The organism is Roseivirga sp. BDSF3-8, from assembly GCF_041449215.1.
Lineage (GTDB): Bacteria > Bacteroidota > Bacteroidia > Cytophagales > Cyclobacteriaceae > JBGNFV01.
In genome coordinates this window covers 1,408,421-1,432,129 of the sequence record NZ_JBGNFV010000001.1, presented here as the reverse complement: position 1 = coordinate 1,432,129, position 23,709 = coordinate 1,408,421, and the positions used below count along the sequence as shown (strand labels likewise).

The 23,709-nt window shown below is 47.9% G+C and carries 28 protein-coding genes; 12 read left to right on the top strand and 16 right to left on the bottom strand.

Annotation, left to right across the window (positions count from 1 at the left end; genetic code table 11):
- Position 1: 1 nt before the first annotated feature.
- The gene (locus tag AB9P05_RS05690) at positions 2 to 892 is read right to left on the bottom strand and encodes an ABC transporter ATP-binding protein (protein WP_371907845.1); all 891 of its coding nucleotides are present in this window, start codon (positions 890 to 892) and stop codon (positions 2 to 4) included.
- Positions 893 to 1,331: 439 nt separating this feature from the next.
- Here AB9P05_RS05690 and AB9P05_RS05685 point away from each other — a divergent pair, with 439 nt between their 5' ends.
- Complete coding sequence (locus tag AB9P05_RS05685) at positions 1,332 to 2,360, top strand: low specificity L-threonine aldolase (protein ID WP_371907844.1); 1,029 nt, start codon at positions 1,332 to 1,334, stop codon at positions 2,358 to 2,360.
- Between the two features lie 6 nt (positions 2,361 to 2,366).
- Here AB9P05_RS05685 and AB9P05_RS05680 read toward each other — a convergent pair whose 3' ends face one another.
- Positions 2,367 to 3,248, bottom strand: coding sequence for a DMT family transporter (locus AB9P05_RS05680; protein ID WP_371907843.1), 882 nt, complete (start codon positions 3,246 to 3,248; stop codon positions 2,367 to 2,369).
- A gap of 53 nt (positions 3,249 to 3,301) precedes the next feature.
- Here AB9P05_RS05680 and AB9P05_RS05675 point away from each other — a divergent pair, with 53 nt between their 5' ends.
- Positions 3,302 to 4,573: a replication-associated recombination protein A gene (locus AB9P05_RS05675; protein WP_371907842.1), complete on the top strand. Its 1,272-nt coding sequence runs from the start codon at positions 3,302 to 3,304 to the stop codon at positions 4,571 to 4,573.
- A 77-nt stretch (positions 4,574 to 4,650) separates the two neighbouring features.
- The gene (locus AB9P05_RS05670) at positions 4,651 to 5,556 is read left to right on the top strand and encodes a DUF817 domain-containing protein (RefSeq protein WP_371907841.1); all 906 of its coding nucleotides are present in this window, start codon (positions 4,651 to 4,653) and stop codon (positions 5,554 to 5,556) included.
- On the opposite strand, the gene AB9P05_RS05665 is transcribed toward AB9P05_RS05670, so the two are convergent.
- Positions 5,537 to 6,802, bottom strand: a complete 1,266-nt coding sequence (locus tag AB9P05_RS05665) for a DUF2254 domain-containing protein (protein WP_371907840.1) — start codon at positions 6,800 to 6,802, stop codon at positions 5,537 to 5,539. The two genes, AB9P05_RS05670 and AB9P05_RS05665, sit on opposite strands and share 20 nt — an antisense overlap.
- A gap of 162 nt (positions 6,803 to 6,964) precedes the next feature.
- On the opposite strand from AB9P05_RS05665, the gene AB9P05_RS05660 reads away from it, so the two are divergent.
- Genes AB9P05_RS05660 through AB9P05_RS05650 form a run of 3 tightly spaced genes read left to right on the top strand, consistent with a single transcriptional unit; the run spans position 6,965 to position 8,301 of the window.
- Positions 6,965 to 7,528: a hypothetical protein gene (locus AB9P05_RS05660; protein WP_371907839.1), complete on the top strand. Its 564-nt coding sequence runs from the start codon at positions 6,965 to 6,967 to the stop codon at positions 7,526 to 7,528.
- 1 nt (position 7,529) lies between these two features.
- Positions 7,530 to 7,820, top strand: coding sequence for a winged helix-turn-helix domain-containing protein (locus AB9P05_RS05655; protein ID WP_371907838.1), 291 nt, complete (start codon positions 7,530 to 7,532; stop codon positions 7,818 to 7,820).
- Between the two features lie 4 nt (positions 7,821 to 7,824).
- On the top strand, positions 7,825 to 8,301 hold the full coding sequence (locus AB9P05_RS05650) for a DUF2306 domain-containing protein (RefSeq protein ID WP_371907837.1): 477 nt from the start codon (positions 7,825 to 7,827) through the stop codon (positions 8,299 to 8,301).
- Positions 8,302 to 8,711: 410 nt separating this feature from the next.
- On the opposite strand, the gene AB9P05_RS05645 is transcribed toward AB9P05_RS05650, so the two are convergent.
- The 3 genes from AB9P05_RS05645 to AB9P05_RS05635 are packed head-to-tail and all read right to left on the bottom strand — an operon-like array spanning position 8,712 to position 10,663.
- Entirely contained in the window at positions 8,712 to 8,987 is a 276-nt protein-coding gene (locus AB9P05_RS05645; RefSeq protein WP_371907836.1) for a winged helix-turn-helix domain-containing protein, read from the bottom strand.
- Positions 8,988 to 8,993: 6 nt separating this feature from the next.
- Positions 8,994 to 9,404 carry a response regulator transcription factor gene (locus AB9P05_RS05640; protein WP_371907835.1) on the bottom strand — a complete coding sequence of 137 codons (411 nt, stop codon included), beginning with the start codon at positions 9,402 to 9,404 and terminating at the stop codon, positions 8,994 to 8,996.
- Entirely contained in the window at positions 9,401 to 10,663 is a 1,263-nt protein-coding gene (locus AB9P05_RS05635) for a sensor histidine kinase (protein ID WP_371907834.1), read from the bottom strand. Before AB9P05_RS05635 ends, AB9P05_RS05640 begins: the two co-directional genes overlap by 4 nt.
- A gap of 187 nt (positions 10,664 to 10,850) precedes the next feature.
- Between AB9P05_RS05635 and AB9P05_RS05630 the strand changes: the two genes are divergently transcribed.
- Entirely contained in the window at positions 10,851 to 11,243 is a 393-nt protein-coding gene (locus AB9P05_RS05630) for a DUF1573 domain-containing protein (protein WP_371907833.1), read from the top strand.
- A gap of 65 nt (positions 11,244 to 11,308) precedes the next feature.
- Here the strand turns inward: AB9P05_RS05630 and AB9P05_RS05625 are convergent, their stop codons facing one another.
- A complete protein-coding gene (locus tag AB9P05_RS05625) occupies positions 11,309 to 11,776 on the bottom strand; it encodes a DUF4440 domain-containing protein (protein WP_371907832.1) in 468 nt (155 codons plus the stop codon).
- Between the two features lie 86 nt (positions 11,777 to 11,862).
- Here AB9P05_RS05625 and AB9P05_RS05620 point away from each other — a divergent pair, with 86 nt between their 5' ends.
- Positions 11,863 to 12,654, top strand: coding sequence for a hypothetical protein (locus AB9P05_RS05620; protein ID WP_371907831.1), 792 nt, complete (start codon positions 11,863 to 11,865; stop codon positions 12,652 to 12,654).
- 61 nt (positions 12,655 to 12,715) lie between these two features.
- A complete protein-coding gene (locus AB9P05_RS05615) occupies positions 12,716 to 13,117 on the top strand; it encodes a hypothetical protein (protein ID WP_371907830.1) in 402 nt (133 codons plus the stop codon).
- Positions 13,118 to 13,178: 61 nt separating this feature from the next.
- On the opposite strand, the gene AB9P05_RS05610 is transcribed toward AB9P05_RS05615, so the two are convergent.
- Positions 13,179 to 13,349 (bottom strand): pinensin family lanthipeptide, encoded by a 171-nt coding sequence (locus AB9P05_RS05610; RefSeq protein WP_371907829.1) that lies wholly within the window; start codon positions 13,347 to 13,349, stop codon positions 13,179 to 13,181.
- Positions 13,350 to 13,422: 73 nt separating this feature from the next.
- Between AB9P05_RS05610 and AB9P05_RS05605 the strand changes: the two genes are divergently transcribed.
- The gene (locus AB9P05_RS05605) at positions 13,423 to 14,070 is read left to right on the top strand and encodes a cation transporter (RefSeq protein WP_371907828.1); all 648 of its coding nucleotides are present in this window, start codon (positions 13,423 to 13,425) and stop codon (positions 14,068 to 14,070) included.
- 42 nt (positions 14,071 to 14,112) lie between these two features.
- Here the strand turns inward: AB9P05_RS05605 and AB9P05_RS05600 are convergent, their stop codons facing one another.
- From AB9P05_RS05600 to AB9P05_RS05565, 8 genes are all read right to left on the bottom strand, one after another.
- Positions 14,113 to 14,268 (bottom strand): pinensin family lanthipeptide, encoded by a 156-nt coding sequence (locus tag AB9P05_RS05600; protein ID WP_371907827.1) that lies wholly within the window; start codon positions 14,266 to 14,268, stop codon positions 14,113 to 14,115.
- Positions 14,269 to 14,342: 74 nt separating this feature from the next.
- Positions 14,343 to 15,356, bottom strand: coding sequence for a hypothetical protein (locus AB9P05_RS05595; protein WP_371907826.1), 1,014 nt, complete (start codon positions 15,354 to 15,356; stop codon positions 14,343 to 14,345).
- Positions 15,357 to 15,542: 186 nt separating this feature from the next.
- Positions 15,543 to 16,391: a hypothetical protein gene (locus AB9P05_RS05590; RefSeq protein WP_371907825.1), complete on the bottom strand. Its 849-nt coding sequence runs from the start codon at positions 16,389 to 16,391 to the stop codon at positions 15,543 to 15,545.
- A 152-nt stretch (positions 16,392 to 16,543) separates the two neighbouring features.
- The gene (locus AB9P05_RS05585; RefSeq protein ID WP_371907824.1) at positions 16,544 to 17,056 is read right to left on the bottom strand and encodes a DinB family protein; all 513 of its coding nucleotides are present in this window, start codon (positions 17,054 to 17,056) and stop codon (positions 16,544 to 16,546) included.
- Between the two features lie 293 nt (positions 17,057 to 17,349).
- Positions 17,350 to 17,790 carry a septal ring lytic transglycosylase RlpA family protein gene (locus AB9P05_RS05580; protein ID WP_371907823.1) on the bottom strand — a complete coding sequence of 147 codons (441 nt, stop codon included), beginning with the start codon at positions 17,788 to 17,790 and terminating at the stop codon, positions 17,350 to 17,352.
- Positions 17,791 to 17,829: 39 nt separating this feature from the next.
- Entirely contained in the window at positions 17,830 to 19,464 is a 1,635-nt protein-coding gene (gene pruA / locus AB9P05_RS05575; protein ID WP_371907822.1) for an L-glutamate gamma-semialdehyde dehydrogenase, read from the bottom strand.
- Between the two features lie 111 nt (positions 19,465 to 19,575).
- On the bottom strand, positions 19,576 to 20,277 hold the full coding sequence (locus tag AB9P05_RS05570) for a YjjG family noncanonical pyrimidine nucleotidase (protein WP_371907821.1): 702 nt from the start codon (positions 20,275 to 20,277) through the stop codon (positions 19,576 to 19,578).
- Between the two features lie 57 nt (positions 20,278 to 20,334).
- Positions 20,335 to 20,721, bottom strand: a complete 387-nt coding sequence (locus tag AB9P05_RS05565) for a metalloregulator ArsR/SmtB family transcription factor (protein ID WP_371907820.1) — start codon at positions 20,719 to 20,721, stop codon at positions 20,335 to 20,337.
- A gap of 183 nt (positions 20,722 to 20,904) precedes the next feature.
- Here AB9P05_RS05565 and AB9P05_RS05560 point away from each other — a divergent pair, with 183 nt between their 5' ends.
- Positions 20,905 to 21,504: a carboxypeptidase-like regulatory domain-containing protein gene (locus AB9P05_RS05560; RefSeq protein ID WP_371907819.1), complete on the top strand. Its 600-nt coding sequence runs from the start codon at positions 20,905 to 20,907 to the stop codon at positions 21,502 to 21,504.
- A 176-nt stretch (positions 21,505 to 21,680) separates the two neighbouring features.
- Positions 21,681 to 23,501 (top strand): ATP-binding protein, encoded by a 1,821-nt coding sequence (locus AB9P05_RS05555; protein ID WP_371907818.1) that lies wholly within the window; start codon positions 21,681 to 21,683, stop codon positions 23,499 to 23,501.
- Positions 23,502 to 23,709 lie beyond the last annotated feature (208 nt).

Genomic DNA, 23,709 nt, shown 5'->3' with positions numbered 1-23,709 from the left:
TTCAGGATACGAGTTTCAGGAAAGTTTTCTCCAGGCTTTCTCGCTCCGTCTCCAGGTGGCTGAGCGAAAGCCCGTTTTCAAAGAAGTGCCTGTTTAAGGCAGCCCCGTCAAAGGGCGGGTCAAAAGAAGCCACCGCTACATTATTCCTTATTTCATGCGCTTTGTAGCCAGCATAGCTTTCCAGGAGTGAGACCAGCAAGCCCATGTCCGGCGCCGCCAGTTTTACCGTCACCATCTCCGAGCGCAGACCGTCCACATTACCCTGGTACAGCAGAGACCCTTTTTTCAGTATAGCCACCTCCGTGCACACCCTTTCCACCTCGTCCAGCAGATGGCTTGCCAGCAACACAGTTACACCGCGGGAGGCTATTTCCTTAATAAGCTCCCTCACTTCAGCAATTCCCTTTGGGTCCAGCCCGTTAGTAGGCTCATCCAGTACCAGCACCTCCGGTTCGTTCAGCAGAGCAGCAGCAATAGCCAGGCGCTGCTTCATGCCCAGTGAGTAAGACCGGAAACTATGGTGCCCGCGGCCTTCCAGACCCGTCAGCGTAAGTACTTCCCGTATACGATCATAAGAAGCACCTTTGATCATGCAGCTGATCTTAAGGTTATTCTCCCCACTCAGGTGAGGGTAAAAATTCGGTGTTTCCAGTAAAGTGCCCACCCGCTTATAGGTATCCGGAGAAGGTTGGCTGCCAAACCAGGTAAAGGAGCCGCTATCTGGCCTTATTACCCCCAGCACCATGCTTAGCAGCGTCGTCTTACCGCTTCCATTGGGGCCTAGCAGGCCATATACAGTACCTTTTCTTACCGAGATCGAGAGCTGGTCTACAGCCGTGACGGCACCATACCGCCGCGTTAGTGATTGCGTATTGAGTATTTCTTCGCTCATATTAGTTGAGGTTCCCCCCTAATATGAGAAAAATGATACGTCTCTCTAAAAAATGTTTCGCGGGACGGGCAGGCACAGGGATGAGTGGTAATAAAAAAACAAGCCCCGGGATCTCCGGGGCTATGTTTTCCCCTTGCGGGGCTCCATGAACAAGCGATCAAACTAATCTTAAAATTTTCTTTGCTACACCTCTGCCAACAGTCGCTTGTTCACCTTACTATTAAACCTATTCGATTATAAAGGTAACCTTCCTGTCTGATCGGCCATAATGATATGATCACCTAAAATGACCCATGTAATTATCTTTCTGTAATCTTAAAAAAGCACATTGTCAGCTTGTTACAGCACTATTCTTTCTTTATAAAATTCTGTATAAACCTCCTTTGGAGAGTAACCCGCACTTTTGTAATATGGCCACTTCTTTATAATGCCCCGAAAAATGACCAAGATCATAGACCTGAGAAGCGATACCGTGACCAAGCCTACTCCAGGCATGCTGGAAGCCATGATGCATGCTGAAGTAGGAGACGATGTATGGAATGAAGACCCTACCGTACATGAACTCGAGCGGAAAGCCGCTCGCCTCTTCGGTATGCAGGCAGGTCTCTTCTGCCCCAGTGGCACCATGACCAACCAGATTGCTATCCGCCTCATGACCAAACCACAGGATGAGGTAGTTTGCGACCAGCGGGCACATATATACAACTATGAGGGCGGCGGTATCGCCTACAACAGCTTCTGTAGCGTACGCCTGCTCGATGGCGACCGTGGACGCCTCTCAGCTAAGATGGTAGAGGAAAATATCCTGGCCGATGATATCCACTACCCCCGCACCAGCCTCATTGCACTCGAAAATACAGTAAATAAAGGAGGCGGGAGCATCTATACCGTAGACCGTATAGGCACCATAAGCCAGGTCTGCCGAAGGCATAAGTTAGGCCTTCACCTGGACGGCGCCAGAGTATTTAATGCCCTCGTAGAAACCGGTGAGGACCCCGTAGAGTATGGCCGCTATTTCGATACCATATCCGTATGCCTCAGCAAAGGCCTCGGCGCACCCGTCGGCTCCGTGCTCTTATTGCCTGCCGATAAAGTTCAGGAAGCCAAACGCATCAGGAAAGTATTTGGAGGAGGTATGCGTCAGGCCGGCTTTCTCGCTGCAGCAGGCATCTATGCCCTGGACCACCACGTAAAAAGACTGCGTGAAGATCACAAAAGAGCCCGCGAGCTGGGTCAGACCCTCGAAAAACTACCCTTTGTAGAGCATGTATTGCCTGTAGATACGAATATCGTCATATTCCGGCTGGCAGCAGACCTGGAGCCCGCCCCCCTACTGCAGAAAATGAAACAAAAAGGCCTCATGGCCGCACCTTTCGGGAAAAAGGAGATCAGGTTTGTTACCCACCTCGACTATACAGGAGAAATGCACCAGCAAGTCATCCGTATACTCAAAGAACTGAACCCCTGAGAAGCATCACTTCCGGCTGCGAATCACAAGGAAAACACCCGCGAAGATCATGAGGCTGAAAAAGCCCTTGAGCCACGTAAAGGTCTCATAGCCCAGCCCTACTGATATGAGGGTGGCAAAAACAGGCTGCAGGTAAATAAAATAGCCTACTATAGCCGATGACACATGTTTAAGCGCCCGGGCATTCAGCAGGTAGGCAATAAAAGTAGTCCCTATTATCACAAAGCCTATTGCTCCCCACGCCTGCCACGGGAAGCTGGCATAGTCTGTAGCCAGCGCCTCCCCCAGCCCGAAAGGCAGTACCATGAAAAAACCGAAGAAAAACACCCATTTTACCACCGTAGCCGCATTGTAGCGGGCCATTAGAGGACGTACCACCACCAGGTACGTACCATACGATGAGGCGTTGAAAAGCACCAGCAAGTCCCCGCCCAGCGAGTCTGCCGACACCGCCGCATTCTCATTGAAAATTAACAGAAATGCACCGATAGAGCCCAGTAGTATGCCCAGCCCCTGCACACTGCGCAGCTTTTCCTTAAGGATAATCGCAGAAGCCACCACCGTTATGATAGGAGTAATCGTCATGATCAGGCTCGCATTAACCGCACTCGTCATGCTCAGCCCTTTAAAAAAAGCCAGTTGATTACAGCAAACCCCCAAAAAACCACACAGCGCCAGCTTCAGGTAGTCCCGGCGATGTTTTACCGGCTCAGCCACCGTAAGCGCGTGGTATATCCAGAAGAGAATGGTAGCTACGAATACCCGTAACACAATGAACCCGAAAGGCTGCAGGTAAGACGTCATGGCCGCCTTTGCCACCACATAATTAGTGCCGTAGATCAGACTTACCAGCCCCAAAAGGGCATATACCCGCACGTTGGAATTCATGCCGCAAAAGTATTACTTTACAGCCGAATCCCGCGGTTTTATACATTTTTTATATGCAATTCGAACACAACCATCCCCTCCCCGAACGCCTCCGCCCCGTCACCCTCGATGACCTCATCGGCCAGGAACACCTTACCGGCGATGGGGGCGTACTCCGCCGGGCCATTAAAGCCGGTCAGATCCCCAGCATGATCCTGTGGGGCCCTCCCGGCACCGGCAAAACCACCATTGCCAATGTCGTCGCCAACTCCCTCAAGCGGCCTTTTCGCTCCCTCAGTGCCATAAGCAGCGGCGTCAAAGAAGTACGTGAAGTAATAGCCGAAGCCAACAGGCACCGCGGTACCATCCTATTTATTGATGAGATACACCGTTTCAGCAAAAGCCAGCAGGATGCCCTGCTCGGTGCCGTGGAAAAGGGTACCGTTACCCTCATAGGCGCCACTACAGAAAATCCCAGTTTTGAAGTAAACTCAGCCCTCCTTTCCAGGAGCCAGGTATACACCCTAAGGCACCTGGAAGAAGAGGACCTCCTTAAGCTCATGAACCGCGCCTTGAAGCAGGACGATAAGCTCAAAAAAAGGGAAGTGGAAATTAAAGAGCACGCCGCCCTCTTAAATATCAGTGGGGGAGACGCCCGTAAACTGCTCAACCTGTTTGAGCTCGTGATAGACTCCATCCAGGAAGACCCCGCCGTCATTACCGACAAGGCCGTGATGGACATAGCCCAGCAGCGCGTAGCCGTATATGACAAAACCGGCGAGCAGCACTATGATATCATCAGTGCGTTTATCAAAAGCATGCGGGGCAGTGACCCCAATGCCGCCGTATACTACCTCGCCCGCATGATCGAGGGAGGTGAAGATGTCAAGTTCATAGCCCGGCGTATGCTCATACTAGCTTCCGAAGACATTGGTAATGCCAACCCCACAGCCCTCGTCATAGCCGCCAATACCTTTCAGGCAGTCACCTACATCGGCTACCCCGAAGCAGAGATCGTACTAAGCCAGTGCGCCACCTATCTCGCCTCTTCACCCAAAAGCAATGCCAGCTACATGGCCATCAAGCAAGCCAAAAAGCTCGTACGAGAAACCGGCGACCTGCCCGTACCCATGCACCTGCGCAATGCCCCCACCAAGCTTATGAAGAAAGAAGGATACGGCAAAGGCTACAAGTACGCACACGACTTCCAAAACAACTTTGTCCATCAGCAGTACCTGCCCGACCAGATCGGGGATTTTAAATTATACGACCCTGGCCAGAATGCGCGCGAAGCCGAGCTACGTAAACGGCTCAAAGCCCTGTGGGGCGATAAGTACGGATATTAGGTCTCTTTTCACCGCTCAGGTGCGTTATACCCGTAAATCACCCTGCACCGGTAACCTAATCTTCGTAGCTTTACCACATGTTGGCCCAACTTAGTGCCCGGCGGGTGCACAGACGTATACTAGAAACCCTGGCTTATCACCCGGAGGCATCCGCCCCCGGGCGTCACCTGCGTGAGCTGCTTGCCTTCGGCTATCGGCAGGCCATTAGCTGTATATTTCCCGTCTTTATATTCGGTATGCTCAGTCTGTCCCATGTGCTGAGCCCCTCCTGGCTGCCCAGATATGATTTTCTATTGCTCGCCTGTATAGGCATGCAGATTTATATGTATCTGGCTGGTCTCGAGAGCAAGCGCGAGGTGCTGGTAATAACCGTATTCCACCTGCTCGGCCTCATTATGGAAGTGCATAAAGTAAATGTAGGCTCCTGGTCCTATCCCGAACAGGCCTATACCAAAATAGGAGGCGTACCACTCTACAGCGGGTTTATGTATGCCAGTGTAGCCAGCTACATCTGCCAGTCATGGAAGCGGCTGGACCTGAAAATGATTCGCTGGCCCGTAGCATGGCTCTCCACCCTGGTCGCTATCGCCATCTATGGTAACTTTATGACCAATGCCTACCTGCCAGATGTCCGCTGGTACATCACAGGCGCAATAGTCATTGTGTTCTGGCGTACAAAAGTTAGTTACGCCACCATCTGTCGTAAGAGGCAGATGCCTATGATTGTCGCCTTCCTGCTTATCGGTTTTTTCCTGTGGCTCGCAGAAAACATCGCCACATTTCTCGGTGCCTGGAAGTACGCCTACCAGCATGCCGGATGGCAGATGGTTGACTGGCATAAGTACACATCCTGGTCCCTCCTCATCATTGTCAGCATCATCATCGTCTCACAGTTAAAGATCAAGAAGTATAGCCTGTTGAACTGGTGGAGCACTGTCAGAAAAGAGAAAAAGGAAGATGAGGCTATGCAAGAAAAGGCCTGATGTACGGTGTGATCCCCCCCTTGTTGATCTCACTATCAACAATACGATCCATCTCCCGGAAGCAATCACCTATCTTTCCCTCAGTATACCGGGCAGATAACGTTTCCAGGTGTTTTTTCATCTTATACATCACCATAGCATCCCCTTTCCCGTATATAAGTATTTCCATCAGGCTTGCCTTTATCGCCTCACATACCGGCGTTTCATCATATATTATGAAGAAGTGTCCGTCCTGCATGACCGTCTTATGCCCCTCCAAAGGGATAAGGTGAATATAAATATCCGCCAGATAGTCCAATGCCATCAAGGCCGTACCCGGGTCGTTGATGCCAGGGCTCAGAGCTTTCAGAGCTATTTCTGTAACCTGCTTTATGCCATCCAGATGGTTTTGTGAGATCAGTTCCTCATTTCTGAAAACAACACAGCTAAGGATAGCATCCTTTGCCTCATCATCCAGTGGCTTGTTTACTTTCAGGAACGGAGATCCCTTTAATGTATGCATCCCCTTCGTTACCAGTAACCGGATAGTCACATCATGCTTTTTAGCCAGTTTGATCAGGTTCTTATCAGAAAGTGTATGAAAGAACCCACTGTCTTTCATATGAACCACATGCTCCTCCCCCAGGTCAGGCAGCAGATCCGGAGATATATATTGCCCGTTCTCCTTTTCGTGCCGTAATACCTTAAGCGTTTTATGATGAAGTTCTAAAAGAATATTGCTAACCTGAATCGAACGGCTGATATGGTGTATAAAGTAGATAAAAGCTATAAAGCTGACGGCACCCGCTCCTGCATTGATCACAAGCGCCAGTTTTGGTACCACAAACTCAAAGTAATCACTGTCTATATTACTAAGCACAGTGATCGTGTACGTAATCGTTCCAAGGAATAACCCCAGTACCACCTGGTGCGGCTTACTGCTTATAAGGCCGGGAAGCACACGGGGAGAGTAATTAGTAGAGGTCAGATTCAATACCACCATCACCATAGTAAATGTAAATACCATGAGAGAGATTACCCCACCCGCCAGCGTAGTAAGCATGCTGCGGGCCGTGTCGGGGTTGCCCACTGCCAGGTAAGGCACCTCTTCCACCGCTTCATGCAGCCCGAACTGCCCCTCCGCGTACATAGCCCCAATGGCCAGTAAGAAAAAACCCACCGCTATTATAGCCGGATAAAAGGCAATACTGTGGATAATGGCCAGGGTGAGCTTTTTGATCTTGTAAGGAGAGAGCAGACTTTTCAATGGATATTGCCTTATGGTATGTGTGAAAAATACCTCTGGCGGGTGTTTTGTTCAAAACCACTCTTACAAGTACTGACCCTGTCCCCATTCAAATTAAAGCTAAGGAACATAATTTGGTTTATATCGTAAACTACTTTATATTAGATGTAAATTCTTTCGCTTATGAAATCTACCAGGCAAATGACCGGAGAAGAAAGCCTCCAGCTTATCTCCCGTATGATCAATACCGCTAAAGGAAATGTAAAAGGGAGTAGCTTTCATCTGTTGCTATGGGGCTGGGTGGTCATGCTGGCCAACCTGGGACACTTCTACCTCATGGAATTTACCAGCTATCCCCATCCCTATATCGTCTGGCTCATCACCATACCCGCCTGGATAGTCAGCTTTATATACGGATACAGGCAATCATCCAGGGCCACCGTGCGTACCTATACCGATGACATCGTATTGTGGACCTGGGTAGCCATGAGCTTTAGTCTCATCGTGCTCATTTTCAGCGGACAGTTAGGTAACCTTATTACGCCAGTTGTTCTGCTCTTTGCCGGCATGGCCACCTTCATTTCCGGCCTATTGCTCCGCTTTAGGCCCCTCATTTACGGCGGTAGCTCATTCTGGCTCTTCAGTGCCGTTGCCTTCCAGGTAAGTCCCTCATACGCCCTGCTCGTATCGGCTATTGCCATAGCATGCGGCTATCTCATTCCCGGCTACATGCTTAAGTCTGCCTGATATGTCAGACTTTAAAGACCTGGACCCCCTGCTGCATTCCCAGCTTCGCCTGGCCATTATGTCCCTGCTCATGAGCGTGGAATCAGCAGAGTTTGTCTATCTCAAAGAAAAGACCAGCGCTACTGCCGGTAACCTGAGCGTGCAGCTCGATAAGCTTAGCAATGCCGGCTACATCGCTGTGAGTAAAGGATATAAAGGAAAGAAGCCCGTCACTACCTGCAGCATCAGTAAGACCGGTATTCACGCATTTGAAAACTACGTTAAATCCCTTCAGTCATACATAAAAAAATAATATTATGAGTCCCATCGGATGGTTACACACCCTCGCAGCCACTATCTCCCTGATATCCGGCACCTATGTACTTATAGCAGATAAAGGCGGAAAACGACACAAGCAGGCAGGCTATGTTTATACCGCCGCCATGGGCATTATGCTCATCACTGCCTTTATGATCTACCGGCTGTTCGGTGGGTTCGGTATATTTCATATCGCTGCCGTAGTAAGCTCAGCTACCCTTATACTCGGTATGGTGCCCGCCATCAGGCGATCCTCCCCTAAGTGGGTTATTCACCACTTCTCATGGATGTACTGGTCCGTATTCGGGCTATATGGAGCCTTTGCCGGTGAGGTACTTACCCGTCTGCCCAATTCCCCCTTTTTCACAGCCGTTGGTGCCTCCACAGCAGCCGTAATGCTCACAGGCAGCATCATCTGGCGTAAAATGAAACCCAGGTGGGAAGCTCAATTCATGCAGAGGCCTAAAAAAATTTAGCTCACAGGTTTATATAATAAACTTGTTTATGAGTGATCTGAGCTGGTGTCAGGATAGCTTTTATAAACATGAGAGAATCTCCCGGGGATTACCTGCTGCTAACAATGGTATACGTTACTCCGGAGATTCCCGTAGCCTGCCCTCTTCCTGCCTCGTGCAAATTGTCTTATTCCGTAGTTTCCGCCTTCAGCTTGCCCATAGTGATCCTATAGTCATCCCATAGTCATCCTATAGTCATACTGTAGATATCCTATAGCCCTCCATTTTGCATTATTCTGCTATCTCCAGGAAAGCCATCAGGCCTTACCAGTGGTGGTACTGCCTATAAATAATAGTCTTTAAGTAATGGATTGATTTACCCACAGAAAAGGGGGCAGTTAAGATCATATTAGCCCGGCCCTCCATAAGGCCTATTCTTTCTCTACCAACCGGAACCCCACTCCATATACATTCACAATTTCTATAGAAGGTTCATCTTTGAGATATTTTCGTAAGCGGCTGATAAATACATCCATGCTGCGCCCTACAAAATAGTCATCTTCTCCCCACACCGCTTTCATCAGCGTGTCCCGTTTTACCACCTGTCCCTTGTTTTCACACAGCACCCGGAGCAGGTCAGCCTCCCTTTGTGTCAGGCACTTTATCCCAGCCCTCGTTTCCACCTCAAGAGTAGTATATCGAAACACAGCCGATCACACCCTGTATTCCCTAGCAGGGCTCACATCCATATCATTAGAGCCTGTCCGCCGTAAGAATACCCGGATGCGGCAAACCAGCTCCTCAATACTGAAAGGTTTCGTGATATAATCATCCCCGCCAGCTCTGAACCCATTGATCCGGTCATCCTTTTGCCCCTTGGCCGTAAGAAAAAGGATAGGGATGGCTGAGTCCTCAGCCCTGATCTTCTTTGCCAGCGAGATACCATCCATTTTCGGCATCATCACATCAAGTATACAGAGATCAAACGCCTGCTCCGTAAAAGCCTTCAGCCCCGCTTCCCCATCCGCACAGCCTGTTACCCGAAAGCCCTCCATTGCCAGGTTGTCCTCCACCAAAAAGCGCAGGTTGTTGTCATCCTCTACAAAAAGTATGTGTGCCTTCATTTTGCCCTGAAAAATAGCGTAAAACCATTGCCCTCATGCTCCCCGCTACGTACCCCGGCCTTGCCATTATGAGCCTCCATCACTTGCTTTACATAGTATAAGCCCAGGCCAAACCCTTTCACATCATGCCTGTCACCCGTAGGGATCCTGTAAAACTTTTCAAAGATCCGGCTCCTGTGCTTTTCAGGTATGGCCTTACCATTGTCATTCACGGCTACATAAAACCCCCTGCGGTCCCTCCAGGTATGTAAGTCCACCTTCACCCCATGCCCATTATACTTCAATGCATTCTCCAGCAGGTTTGCCAGTACATTCTGTATGTGGTGAGGGTCAACCATTAAAGCACAGTCATCAGCATTAAAATGGAGCCTTAGACGGCCGCCCTCCTCCTCAAACTTCGACCTGAAGCCACCAGCCACCTCATTGATCAACTCATGGATATCCGTAGGTACCGGCTTTACCGTAAAGCCCTTTCCTTTCGGGTCAGCAATTTGCAGCACCCGCTCCACCTGACCCTGAATCTTTACAGCCTCTGTCCCTATAATATCCGCGTAGCGACGTATCCGCTCCGGGTCCGTCATCGATGATCTTTTGAGCGTCTCCGCAGCAACCGTAATAGAAGACACAGGCGTTTTAAACTCATGGGTCATGTTATTAACAAAATCATTCTGGATTTCAGATAGCCTCCGGTGTCTCAGTAACGCGATGACGGCATAGCCAAAGAATGCTGATACCGTCAGCAACAGGATACTGCTTACAATCCATAGCTCGAGGTTACTGAGCAGGAAAACATCCCTGCGGGGAAAGTACACCCCGAAGTAATAATTTTCCTTATCCAGTTGAGGCAGGCTGCCGCTCGGCTCAGCCGCATCCGCCGTGCCCAGCTTCACAAAATTCCCGTACACCATCTGCTCCTCATTACAGTCATAGATGCCATACTCAAAATCCGTAGTGATATTCCGTTCACGAAATTCATTCTGCAGGAAAAACTCAAGCAGGTTTGCATCGATCCTGTCATTCACCATCACGATAAAATAGCTCGATGAGAGCTGATCTACCGGATCAGGCAAGGGAGACGTATGGCCGTTGTACTCAAGTAACCGGTCAGCCGTATTTTGTAGCGCCAGGTGCACATTGTGACTGAACTGTTTCTCCTCAAGCGTATAAGCCCGCTGAAACCAAAACACCTGCACCGTAAGAATGCCCGCTATAGATAGCAGGCCCAGCATGACCACTATGCGTAATGTCCGTCTGCTCATAAGGTGATGTATAAGCCTAAAGGAGCCCCTTTACCTAGGCTCCGGACCTAAATCTACCCCATTCCCATCTTAATTGCCCGGGTTTAACATTTCATTAACAATTGTTAGGAAGTCATTAACAGCTATTACGCCTGTCATTCCTCACATTTGATACATACACAATCTGATCACTTAATGTATTTAGAAAATGAAAAAAGGATTTGTATTACTGACCGGGCTGCTGTTTGCCGTATTCATTACCGCTGGTGCAGCCACATTTGAGGACATGCTCCGGGAGTCCGCTATTAAATTTGCCAAACGTACCCATGATTTTGGTGCAGTTGATAAAGGTGAGCCCGTTACAGCAGCCTTTTCCTTCCGGAATGAAGGCGACACACCCCTTATCATAACAGAAGTAAAAACCTCTTGCGGGTGCACTGTGAGCGAGTATCCTAAAGAAGCCATAGCCCCCGGGGAGGCAGGCGTAATCAAAGCAACCTACAACGCAGCAAAAACAGGCGCATTCACCAAGACAGTCAAAGTCTTCACGAATGACCGCTCAGAGCCTATGCTGCTAACCCTTAAAGGCGAGGTCAGATAGCTACCCACCTCTATATCACATTCAACGGCCGGCTATTCCATATAGCTGGCCTTTTTTATGATGTGCTAGACCCCGTTCCAGGCATCCATGTGAATAAGCCACTTCCCGTCCACTTTTTTCCATACGATCAGGTATTTCCCCTTCCAGCTACTTTCGGTCCCGTCCTTTTTCACCGTCGTTCCCTCATAGTACCCTATATCATAAGCGAAGTCCCCACTCACCGTTATTTCAGTCGGTGTACTCCTGTGATGGCTGATGGAAACACCTTCTGGTAGCGTCCATCGCTTTTCGATCGCCTCTCTTCCCTGGATAATGTCCGCCCCTGGAGGTAGAATGGCCCCGTTCAGCGTGTAGCTTGCTGCCATTTTATCAAAATCCCCCTTCATATAATGTTGAGAAAAAGCCACCGATGCAGCAATGATAGCATCAATTTCCTCCTCAGGACCATCATATGTTTGCCCCTGACATACCGTAGAGGCTGAGCCAAGAAGGCAGAGGATAAATAAAAGCGAGAGGCAGGTAGTCTTCATCATAGAGAGGGGTGGGTGTTTAGAGTAACCGTATCTACACTTGTAGATAATTTCGTAGCTTAAGTGCATAATAACCAAAACCAAGTATAATGAAAAACCTCTATTTCATAGCACTGCTGCTCGTGCTTTGCCTTGCCTGTGGACCTGATGACCGGCAGGATAATAAGCCTGAGGATTCTAACCGCTCTGAGGCAGCCTACGGCAATCCGCCGGCTGATGGCTTTGATAAGGAAAACTCATCTGAAAAAGCCATCGCTATAGCTGATACCGTCATGGCCACGATGGGCGGACGCCAGGCCTGGGATGAAACCGAATTTATAGAGTGGACCTTCTTCGGGCGCAGAAAGCTATTATGGGATAAAGAAAATAAGCGCGTTCGAATTGATTTCACAGAAAGGCCCCTCACCATCATTACCAACATCGAAGGTGACCCCGCAGGAAAAGTTTGGAAAGACAGTACCCTTGTAGAAAATGCTGACACCCTGCAAAAATACCTTCAGCAGGGAAGGAGCATCTGGATAAACGATGCCTATTGGCTTGTCATGCCTTATAAGATGAAAGATAGTGGAGTTACCCTCACCCACCTGCGCGAAGACACCCTGCAGGGAGGCGCACCGGCAGATGTTCTGGAAATGACTTTTAATAATGTAGGTGATACACCCGAAAACCGGTATGAAGTATGGGTTAGCAAAGAAGAGCCCCTTGTCAGACAATGGGCATATTTCCCTACTGCAGAGGCTGATACGCCGAGGTTTGTAACGCCATGGCAGGACTATCAGCAATATGGCGAGATAAGGCTAAGCAGTGACAGAGGCATGGCCCGCCTTACAGATATTGCTGTGTATGACAGCCTTCCTGCGGATCGTTTTGAGGAACTTTAGCGGTTGATAGCCAACATCTTAGGTTTTTAATAGTTGTTATTACGTAACTAAATGAAAGACGATGAATAATTACGTAATGATATATCGCCTGTCTGATGGCGACACAGAACAGTTTAAGCACGACCTGGAAGAGACCTTTAATGAAAACCTCCAGGAAGAAAGTGAGAATATCCGTTACTTTGGTTTTACTGCTCGCGAACAGCCTGAAGTAGAAGATAAAGTAGGAAATATCATTCACCGCTATGGCCTTTCAGAGGATGATTACGTGGCACTGTACTATACCCGGCCAGAACAGCCCGATCAGATCATGAGACATATGATTGTGGGGCATGACACCTACCTCTCTGACCACATGGAAGAGGAAAAAGCAGGTAAGGAAGAGCATACCGACCGCCTCAGCCGCTTACTCAATTATGACTTCATCAAAGCCCGAACCCGGACCGGGGCCAAAGCAGGAAATTAATCATTAAAATAAAAGCGTCCCCTGATTGCCAGGGGACGCTTTTTTGATATTACTGTAGCGCTTATTGCACGTGATCAAACTCCCTGATACAAAGCTCCTTATCCGTGTTGCAGAAGGGGCATACAGTGTTAAACTCGCTCTCGCCAGCCGCTGCCATTACCCCGCCTTTGGTGCCATTTACTTCCGTTATAAAACTTTGGACCTTCAGGTCGTCAAGATTTAGCTTTTTCATATTACTATCTTTGTTTAAAGTTTAATAGTTTTAAACTATCCAATTTTATTATTAATTAAAAGTCCCACCCTTCATGAATAGTGAAGTTAAATCGGATAAGTGGCTTCAAAGAGCATTGTACCTGAGTGTTTTTACCATAGGGTATAACCTGGTCGAGGGAGGCGTTTCCACCTGGTTTGGGGCATCTGATGAGACACTGGCCTTATTTGGTTTCGGGGCCGACAGTTTTGTAGAAGTCCTGTCAGGTATCGGTATCCTTCATATGGTCATGCGCATGAAGAGGTCACCTGTTACCTCGCACGACCGGTTTGAACGTGTAGCACTCCGCATTACCGGCATAGCCTTTTACCTCCTCACCTTCGGTTTAATAATTGGGGCCGCTTTAAGTGTGGTTAGTGCGGCTACGCCTCATACCACATTACCAGGCATAATTATTAGTGTGCTCTCTATCCTCATTATGTATGCACTATATAAAAGCAAGCTTCGCGCCGGGCAGGAGTTAGATTCTCCAGCTATTGTAAGTGATGCCCGGTGTACCCTAACCTGCTTTTACCTGTCCTTTATTCTTCTGGCTTCCAGCCTTCTCTATCATCTCTTTAAGTTGCCCTATATAGATGCGCTGGGAAGCCTCGGTATTGCCTGGTATGCATTTAAAGAAGGCCGGGAAGCCTTTGAGAAGGCCCGGTCAGGTAATATGACCTGTAGTGACGACTGCTGTTGAAAATTTGGCAAAAAGAAATCCCGGCATTCGCCGGGATAATACTTAGGCAAATTTTAATGTGCCTTCCTCTTCATCGCAGGGAGGACAGGTAGAATTAAATTTGCTCTCGTGAGCTAGTCCGCCCTGTACACCATTCTTATGATCGATCAGTGTGACAAAACTTTTAACTTCCAGGTTTTTCAGATTAAGTTTTTTCATGACATAGAATTTTTAGATGAAAACCAATCTAATACATTCCTGCCAAAGATGGAGCCCAGCACCTCGCCTGGATACTAATAAATACCTATGTACGGATTATACAGGTAGTTTAGGTCAAAACTGCCCAGGTTTTTGAAGTATATATCCGTAATATTTGCCGGATCGGTCGCCAGCTCTCCGGCATAGGTCGCTCCATCATTTCCATCATCCCAGCGCCAGGGAGGGTTCGCACTTCCGTTACCTACTGATTTGCGGAAGCTGCTGGCCGGGCTGTCAAAACAAGCCGTATTAAACCGTTGACTCCAAAGCCCCCCGCTGGCAAATATGTCAGTTAAGCGGTAGCGCACAAAACGGTCATCCGCACTCGATGGTACTTCTGCCATGCTGGTACTGGGGTAGTATATGATTCCGTCCCCGTTCAGTTTGTAATACGGCCACGCTTTGAGGCCATGACCCTTCGCTTCCTGTGCCGTCACCGGTCTGCTTACCCCATCATACGTTGTCATACTCAGGGTGCCGTCAATATCTTCCCCATTTGCCTGGAGCGGGCTACCGGCAGGCACGTAGCTGAAAAAGTCCGAATGCGCCACCGTGATCATGCCCTGCAAGTCACCATACGTACTCCCATCTTTTTTGATGATGCATAACATGCCTTCCAGGTCATTTTCATGTTCGTCCCAGTTATAAAGCAGCCAGTTGTCCGTCCAGTCCCGGGGGTGAAAGAAAGCATATACCACAAACCAGTGAGTTCCCGTTTCAGTCACTGAGTAATAGCCATGACCTGATAGTGGATATCCCGAAGCCGCATTGCGCCAATTGTTGGTAGCGTTCCAGTCCCCGTCAAAGTCTATCGCTGTGATATAATCCCCTTTTCCACTCAGGCCATGCGAGCCGGTTACATCCGTATCCTGGTGATGTACAGGAGCCCAGCGGTAGGCCAGTTGCCGGTAAAAGGTAGCATCACCCGGTACGGCGCTTTCACCATTCATTAATAAGGGATCCCCGTCCGGTTGACCAAGGTCGTCCGTACAGGCTGCCAGCCATATAAATGTCGCCAGCATACAAAAAGTAGTTAGTCTGATAGGCATAGTTTGGTTGTATTTGAAAGGGGAAAATTGGGGAAATACAACCACGTACTCAAGCACCGGCAGCCCCCTTCACGATTATTTAATAGCACTTGTTACACTGGCGTATCTGATGCGGGTGGCTTAACAAAAGGATAATAAAAAAGGGCCTGTCTTGCGGCAGGCCCTTTTAGGTAGGTTATCGTGGTTTTATTGTACCACGTCTATTTCGTAATCAGTACCATTGTACGTTAGAGTCACAATTTCATCACATGCCCCGTTGCCGTAGTCAATGCTGATATCACCAAGCTCAGCTACGCTGGCAGACCAGATTCCTGCTACAGGAAGTCCCTGTATGCCACACAGCTGATTCACCTCAAGCGCTTCGTCGATAGAGGCAGAGAAGCGAAGGCCAATACGGGTTTTGCCCGAAGAAGCACCCGTAACCCGGAATATATTGCCATCATTCTCGTCAACATCCATACGCCACTCACGGTTGAGCAATGTATGGGTGCCGTCAGGGTAAGTGTGCTTCGCATCTACCATCGCCAGGTTATATCCGAAGTTAGTAGTTTCGCTCATATCAGCGTTAAACTCCAGACCGTCGATAATAAGCTTACCGCTGAAGATGTGTCCGTCCACTTCATAGTTCAGGAAGTTGTAAGTGGCCGCCATGCTGATGTTTGACTCATCAATCACAAAGCTCATGTCCACCTGCAGTGCACCACGGATCGTTTGACCGTCAGGAGTAGTACATCCATCCCCGAAGTCAAGTGTGTACGCTACAGATGACTCACTCACATTGTAGGTCATTGTATAGCAGTCCTGATTCATACGTCCGCCTTCTGCTGCTTCAAGACCTTCGTCGGCATACATCATCCCAGACTCGAACCCTGCATAGGTTTCGTACTGCTCAGAAGCTATGTCTATGGCGATTGCCTGCTTTTCCTCTTCGGTTTTACCCTCGAGCAGGAGTGTCTCTTCGTCTTTATTACAGCCTGTGATCATGATCATGGCAGCAAAACCACCCGCCAGCAGGCCTCTGTAATTCTTTTTCATTGCATTCGTATTTAATCTACCAGCAAAATACCGATATACTTACCTGTAAGACCAAACGTAATAATCCTCTGCCTACGCGTGTAAGTTCACTATAAAAAAAGCCTTCCCGCAGGAAGGCTTTGGTTCGGTATTGATATGAATGAAGGTGAAATTTACCATACAAATCCTCCTGAAGGAGGAGGGTAGGCAGAGAGTAACTGCCTGAGTAACATAATCTGTCCAAGGTGATAGCTGCAATGTGACGCCATGCTTTGAATAGCATCATAGCCGGAGCCATAGCCCCCGCTGGCTTCTACAAATTCCGTTGTAGGGTCGTCCAGTAATTCCTTAACTTTATCCAGGCTTTTTATAAAACGGGCTATTTCCTTTTGTAACGCCGTTTCTGATTCCGGAGCTTTATCGCATGACCATCCCAGGGCAGCGTGTGCCACCGGACGCACCGTCTGGTTCAGGAAATTTTTCATAAACCTGTCCTGCCAGTAGTTTAAGTGCAGCAAAAGTTGCCATATAGTATAGGGTGAACCAGGCACCTCCTGACCTGCTACGCGGGCAGTAAGTCCTTCCAGTACAACTTCAGGCTTTAGATGAGCATTGGTGCCCTCAAGCGCGTTAAACAGGATTTTGTGAGAATCTGAGCATTCTTCAGCAATTGGGAAAGCATCCATATCTGCGTTTGATTAAGGTGATTGAAGTTGTGATAAAAAAATACCCTTGGCGGGTACAAGCATCCAAAATAGTACTTTGGCCAGGTGTTTTATTGTGTACACCCAATAAGCTGTTTCCTCAATAAAATATTTAAATTTTGAGGGAACGATAAAAATAATAATAAAATTCTGATTTTAAAACACTTAACAGTTTGTTGAACTGATTTTGTTTGTAAATCAGGATGGTGTGCTTTGCCTGACGGGGCTGTAAAGAACTGTTGGGTTGAATAAAATTATAACAAATCAAATAAGCCTTAACCGGCGTTTCTTTCGTACTCCTTCTGCCTGTCTGTGGCTACGCTGTCCTCTACAGTGTAGCCCTCTGCGGCTTTTACTACTGTAATCCGAACCTCTGCGGTGCCATCTTCAACCATTCCCAGGCTATCCGCCGCAGCGCGGGATAAGTCCAGCAACCGGTCGTTGGAATAGGGACCGCGATCGTTGATTACTACTTCCACCACCCGGCCGTTATCCAGGTTTTTCACTTCTATAATAGTACCAAGCGGCAGATAAAGGTGAGCAGCCGTCAGGCTATCCATTTTATAAATATCTCCGGAGGCTGTTTTCTGTCCATTGAATGCCCTTCCGTAAAAGCTTGCCTCACCGGTGGCGGTGAAAGGGTCCGGCCCCTGCTCTTCTGAAGTACAGGATAAGGCGGGAATAAGGATAAAAAGGAATATGTATAGGCGAGTCATAAAAAAAAGACCCCGATAAGGGGTCTTTTGTTATGATTTTTATTCAGCATCCTTCATAAAGGGGTACCTGTAATCGGTAGGCGTAACGAATGTCTCCTTAATAGTTCTGGGAGATACCCATCGAAGCAGGTTTAGCATAGACCCTGCCTTATCATTAGTGCCACTGGCCCGTGAGCCACCAAATGGCTGCTGACCTACTACTGCGCCCGTAGGCTTATCGTTTATGTAGAAGTTACCTGCCGCATGACGAAGCTTCTTCATAGCCATATCGATGACATAGCGGTCACGGCTGAAGATGGCCCCTGTCAGGGCATATTCTGAGGTCTGGTCTACCAGGTCAAGCGTCTCATTGAAGTTCTCCGGCTGATAAACATAGATGGTAAGTACAGGGCCGAAAATTTCCTCGCACATCGTCAGGTACTGCGGGTCTTTTGTCACGATGACAGTAGGTTCTATAAAGTACCCTTTTGACTTATCATATCCGCCACCGGCTACTATTTCCGTCATATTAGATTCCTTGGCCTTATCTATATAACCGGCAATCTTATCGAATGATCTCTCATCGATTACCGCGTTTATAAAGTTGCCAAAGTCCTCTACGCCTCCCATTTTAAACGATTTCACGTCTTCTACCAGGTAGTTGCGTACATCGTCCCACAGGTTTGCAGGAATATAAGCACGGCTGGCGGCGGAACATTTCTGCCCCTGAAATTCAAATGCACCTCTGGCCAGGCCTGTCGCTACCTGCCTGGCATCCGCACTGGCATGGGCAATGACAAAGTCCTTACCGCCCGTCTCACCCACGATCCTGGGGTATGTTTTGTATTTATGAATGTTCTCGCCGATTGTCTTCCAGAGTTGGCGGAACACACCGGTACTGCCCGTAAAGTGCAGGCCGGCAAAGTCAGGGTGGTTAAATACCACCTCGCCAGCTGCAGGACCATCCACATAAATAAGGTTGATAACCCCGTCAGGAAGGCCTGCTTCACGGAATACCTGCATAATCACATCAGCAGCGTACACCTGAGTATAGGCAGGCTTCCACACTACTGTGTTGCCCATCATAGCAGGGGCGGCAGGCAGGTTACCCGCAATGGCTGTAAAGTTAAAAGGAGTGATAGCAAAAATGAATCCTTCGAGGCCACGGTGCTCCAGCCTGTTCCATACACCGGAAGCCGACTCAGGCTGCTGGGCATAGATTTCAGTCATGTAGGCTGCATTGAACCGGAGGAAGTCCACTATCTCACAGGCAGAATCAATTTCGGCCTGGTAAGCATTCTTTGACTGCCCCAGCATGGTAGCCGCGTTAAGCCTGGCGCGCCATGGCCCGGCGATCAGTTCCGCAGCTTTCAGGAATATACCTGCGCGGTGCTCCCAGGAGAGATCAGCCCAGTGTTCACGGGCATTAAGCGCAGCTGTTACTGCTTGTTCTGCGTGAGACTTGTCGCCTTCATGAAAAAATCCCAGTGTATGCTGGTGGTCATGAGGAGGGCTCAGACGGATCTTTTTATCTGTACGCACTTTGTCTCCGCCGATATACATGGGGATATCGGCCTCTTCGCCACGTAGTTTTTCCAGCATGGCTTTAAGCTCCTTGCGCTCAGGCGTGCCGGGAGCATATGAGTTAACCGGCTCGTTATGAGGTACGGGTACCTTGAATAATCCGTTAGACATAAGGAAGGTCTGTTTTTTCGGTTTTGAATATCGCCCGTTCGGGCGGCGTAAATTTAGTCATAAGACCCCGAAAAGCCATCCCTGCAAACGATTGATTACCGGGCTGCCTGATTATAGGATTTTCTGAAGTTCACTCAGGCAAGTGATCTCAAAATTAGGGCTTTCTTTGTGCTTCAGGTTATGCCGGTTATAGTATACCTGGTCAATCTTCATATTCCTGGCCCCGAGTATATCCGCTTCCAGGTTGTCGCCTACCATGATGCACTCGCCCTGCTCAGCCTTTGCCTTATCCAGTAGAAAAGCAAAGATCTGCTTGTGAGGTTTTTTGAAACCTGTGCAATCGCTCGTTACAATCTCTGTGAAATAATCCGAAAGGTTGCTTTTAGATAGCTTGATGTGCTGTACATCCCGGAAGCCATTGGTGATAATGTGTAGCTTATACTGCTTCTCCTTCAGGTAGTCCAGCATTTCCAGGGTGTAAGGAATGAGATTCGTCTTTGTAGGACATAACCGCACATAATCATCTGTAAATGACTCCGGTACTACCGCCCTGGCCAGTCCCAGGCTATCGAATACATCAAGGAAGCGCTTTTTGCGGAGATAGCTTGCCGTGACCTTTCCGTCATTAAATTGCCTCCACAGCTTTCGGTTTATGAGGCTGAACCGCTCAATCAGCTCATCCGCTGTAAACCGGTTAAATTCATACAATCTATAGTGATAGTAAAGCTCAGTCAGGGTTTCATGAGAGTTTTTCTCGTAGTCCCACAGGGTGTGATCAAGGTCAAAGAAGATGTGCTTATAAGTCTTTCTCATGAAAAAAATATGTCTGTCGGAATTACCTTTATCTGAACGCAGATAGGTGGTTTAAGTTCACGGTAGCCTGCGGTTATCAGGATCCACTTTGTTTTTGGCCAGCTCCCGGTTGGATTCCAATATGTCGTGGATTTCCAGGTCTTTTTTTAATCTTCCATCGCTTTGCACGTATTTCAGCATTTGCCTCACAAAGTTTTCTACCTCCTCCTTAATATAATAAAAAACATATTGGTCGGCTTTCCGGCTAGCCAAAATGCCTGCATTTCGCAGGTAGGTGATATGACGGCTGGTTTTAGTCTGCGTGAAGTCCAGAATCAATTCAAGGTCGGAAATACACAGATTCCCCTTTTCCTGTAATAATACAAGTATCCTTACCCTTGCCTCATCACTGAGGGCCTTGAAAAGCTGTACAGAAAAAGGAAGATTGAAGTGTTTTAATCGCATAAAAAGCTGTCTGCAATTATACGCAAGGAACTATTTTTTCGTAAGTTAATTATTATAACATAATTCGAAGTCTTAAATTCACGGTGCAATTGCCCGGATCTGGAGGCTTATAAAGAAACGATGGCTTTGATAAAACACACCCTACATACCTTTCTTATCTTTTCGCTCACAGCTATTTGTGTCATGGTAGCATCACAAGCCCATGCCCAGGATAACGGAGATGAGCAGCAGGAAAAGAAAAAAGTAATTCAGTTTAGCGGTGTGGTAATCGACGCGGTTACTGAAGAGCCCCTCCCCGGAGTTCACGTGTATGTACCCCTGGCAGGGCGGGGTACCACCTCCAGTAGCTTCGGCTACTTTTCCATGCCGGTACTCGAAGGCGACAGTGTAGTTATCAGTTCAGTTGGCTTTCGTAAAAGAGGGCTTATCATTCCTGCAACGGAAAAGGACACTTATTCGGTGATGATCGAGCTGAGTGAAGATACCACTATGCTGCCTACCGTAGAGGTATTGCCATACCCTACTGAAGAATTATTTAAAGAAGCGGTACTCGCCATGGAGTTACCAGATGAAGGTAACTATGATAATCTGGCTGAAAACCTTAATGAAGAGTTGATGGCCAGCATGTTCAGAAGCACGCCCATGGATGGCGAGCTTAACTATCGTGTGTATCAGCAACAGCAGATACAGTACATGAATGACCGCTTCGGCCCCCGCCCCAACCCGCTTTTGAACCCCTTCAACTGGGCTAGATTTATCAAGAGTCTGAAGAAGGAAAAATAACCCCTTTCTGTATTCAATGCTTTTCAGGCGGGTACTTAACAGAGATTTAATATTCAATAATTGATTATAAGGCGGGAATTTAAGCCGGTATCATTACTTTTGCGGCAAAATTATATCTTATAATTCCGGATTCTGTCGCTAATTTGATACCAAGGCATACTACCATATATAGCCGTTTGCTATTCGCATTCCTTTCTTTTACCAGCCTCATCGTATTCATTGCTATCGTGTCTGTCTGGTACTTTCGTGAGACTGATCAGGTCAGGCAGACCCGTAATCAGGTGGGAGAGGTTTATGTAAGTACACTCAGACTTACTAAAGCTGATGCTGATTTTCTGGCTACGGATATTACGAATAATCAGTTTTACCAGGATGGCACCAGTTTGCTTTTGCGCCACAGGTATGACCTTTCTGATTTAATTTCAGACAAGATAGACTCTCTTTCAGCTAATGAATCATCCGGTCAGTTTGGTATTCGCCAGGCACTAGGAAGCTTTGACAGGAAACGGCTGGCCTATGAGGAAAAATTTGCCCAGCTCGTTAAAGCCTTAAAAAATCGTGGCTTTAAAGACTACGGTGTTGAAGGGGATATGAGAGAATACGCTCACGAACTGGAAAGGCACTCCCCCGCTATTCCGGAAAAAGACCTCTTGATGTTGCGAAGGCATGAAAAGGATTTTCTTATGAGGGGGGAAGCTGAGTATATCTTTGCCTTCAATCATTTAGCAGACGTGCTTCTTTCCCGTATGTCAGGTAATGATAATAAAGCCGCCCGGGCCCTTACAAATTATAAGAAGGCTTTTAATACATTAGCTAAAGCCAAGAGAGAAATTGGCCTGGCAAACCAGGGAGGACTCATAGCTGAACTAAGTGACCTGGGAGAGCTACTTGATGATACATTTCACGAGATAGATGCCAAAGCCCAGCTCAAGGAAAATGAGATCCTGGACACTATTAAATCCACCTATATGTACCTGGTTGGGGTTTGTGTACTATTGGGCCTTTTGCTGAGTCATGTACTATCCCGTCTTATTACCAGACCGATAGTATCACTGAGGCTGGCCATGAAGGAAGTGGAGTCCAGAGGCTTTACGGCAGATCACCTGAATATAAGTGCTTCCTCTTCTTCAGTAGAGATTCAGCAGCTATATGAAGCTTACAATGAGATGCTAAAGCGCCTGCATAGTCAGCTGAGCCTTATCCGGCAAAGCAGCCAGACGCTGAAAGACCAGAATAATAACCTGAAAGAAATTAACAATAAGCTGCATGCCTCAGAATTCAGACTTAAGCAGCTTAATAATACCAAAGACAAATTTTTCAGTATCATCGCTCACGATCTGAAAGGCCCGATGGCTACGCTGTCCTCATTTCTCAAGATATTTATCACCTATGAACAGGGCTTTTCGAGGGAAGAAATGAGGGGGCTGGCCAGCCGCATGTATGATAGCACCACTCAATTGAGTGTGTTACTCGAGAACCTGCTGGAATGGAGCCGAAGCCAGATGGGGGCTATTCGCTACGAACCTGTTCAATTGGTTCTTAATGACCTCATACATAATAATATAGCTCTTCATCGCCAGCGTGCTATGGAGAAGGAGATAAGCCTTGATGTTTCTTGTGAGTCCGGGTTAAAGGTGAAGGCAGACACTTATATGCTCGACTTTATTATACGAAACCTACTTTCAAATGCACTGAAATTTACCCCTGCGGGAGGTAAGGTTATGGTTTGCGCGAGTAGAGAGGAGGACCTTGTACACCTGTTTGTAAAAGATACCGGGATAGGTATCCCTTATGAGGATCAGAAGAAGCTATTTGAAGAAAGTCATCACCTGACAAAGAAAGGTACGGCTAATGAGACCGGCACAGGCCTGGGGCTACTGCTGAGCAAGGAATTTGCCACCTACCACAAGGCCACTATCCAGGTTAAAAGTAAGCCAGGGTACGGCACTACCTTCACACTGGCTCTTCCCGTGGTGGAAGAAGAGGCGGTAGCGTGAAGTGATGCTTTTATAAGCGTGTCACTTTCTGGTAAAACAAATGCCGGTTTAGTTTTAATATTCAGTATAATATTCTGATAAGGTGCTATAAAACGCCTATCACTAAGCAGGGTAGTATGAAGCCAGCCTTCACACGCCTGTCTCCCTATGTTATATTCGGCAATATTGTTTCCTTGTCCCTGAGGCTGGCATACCCTTTATTTGTAAT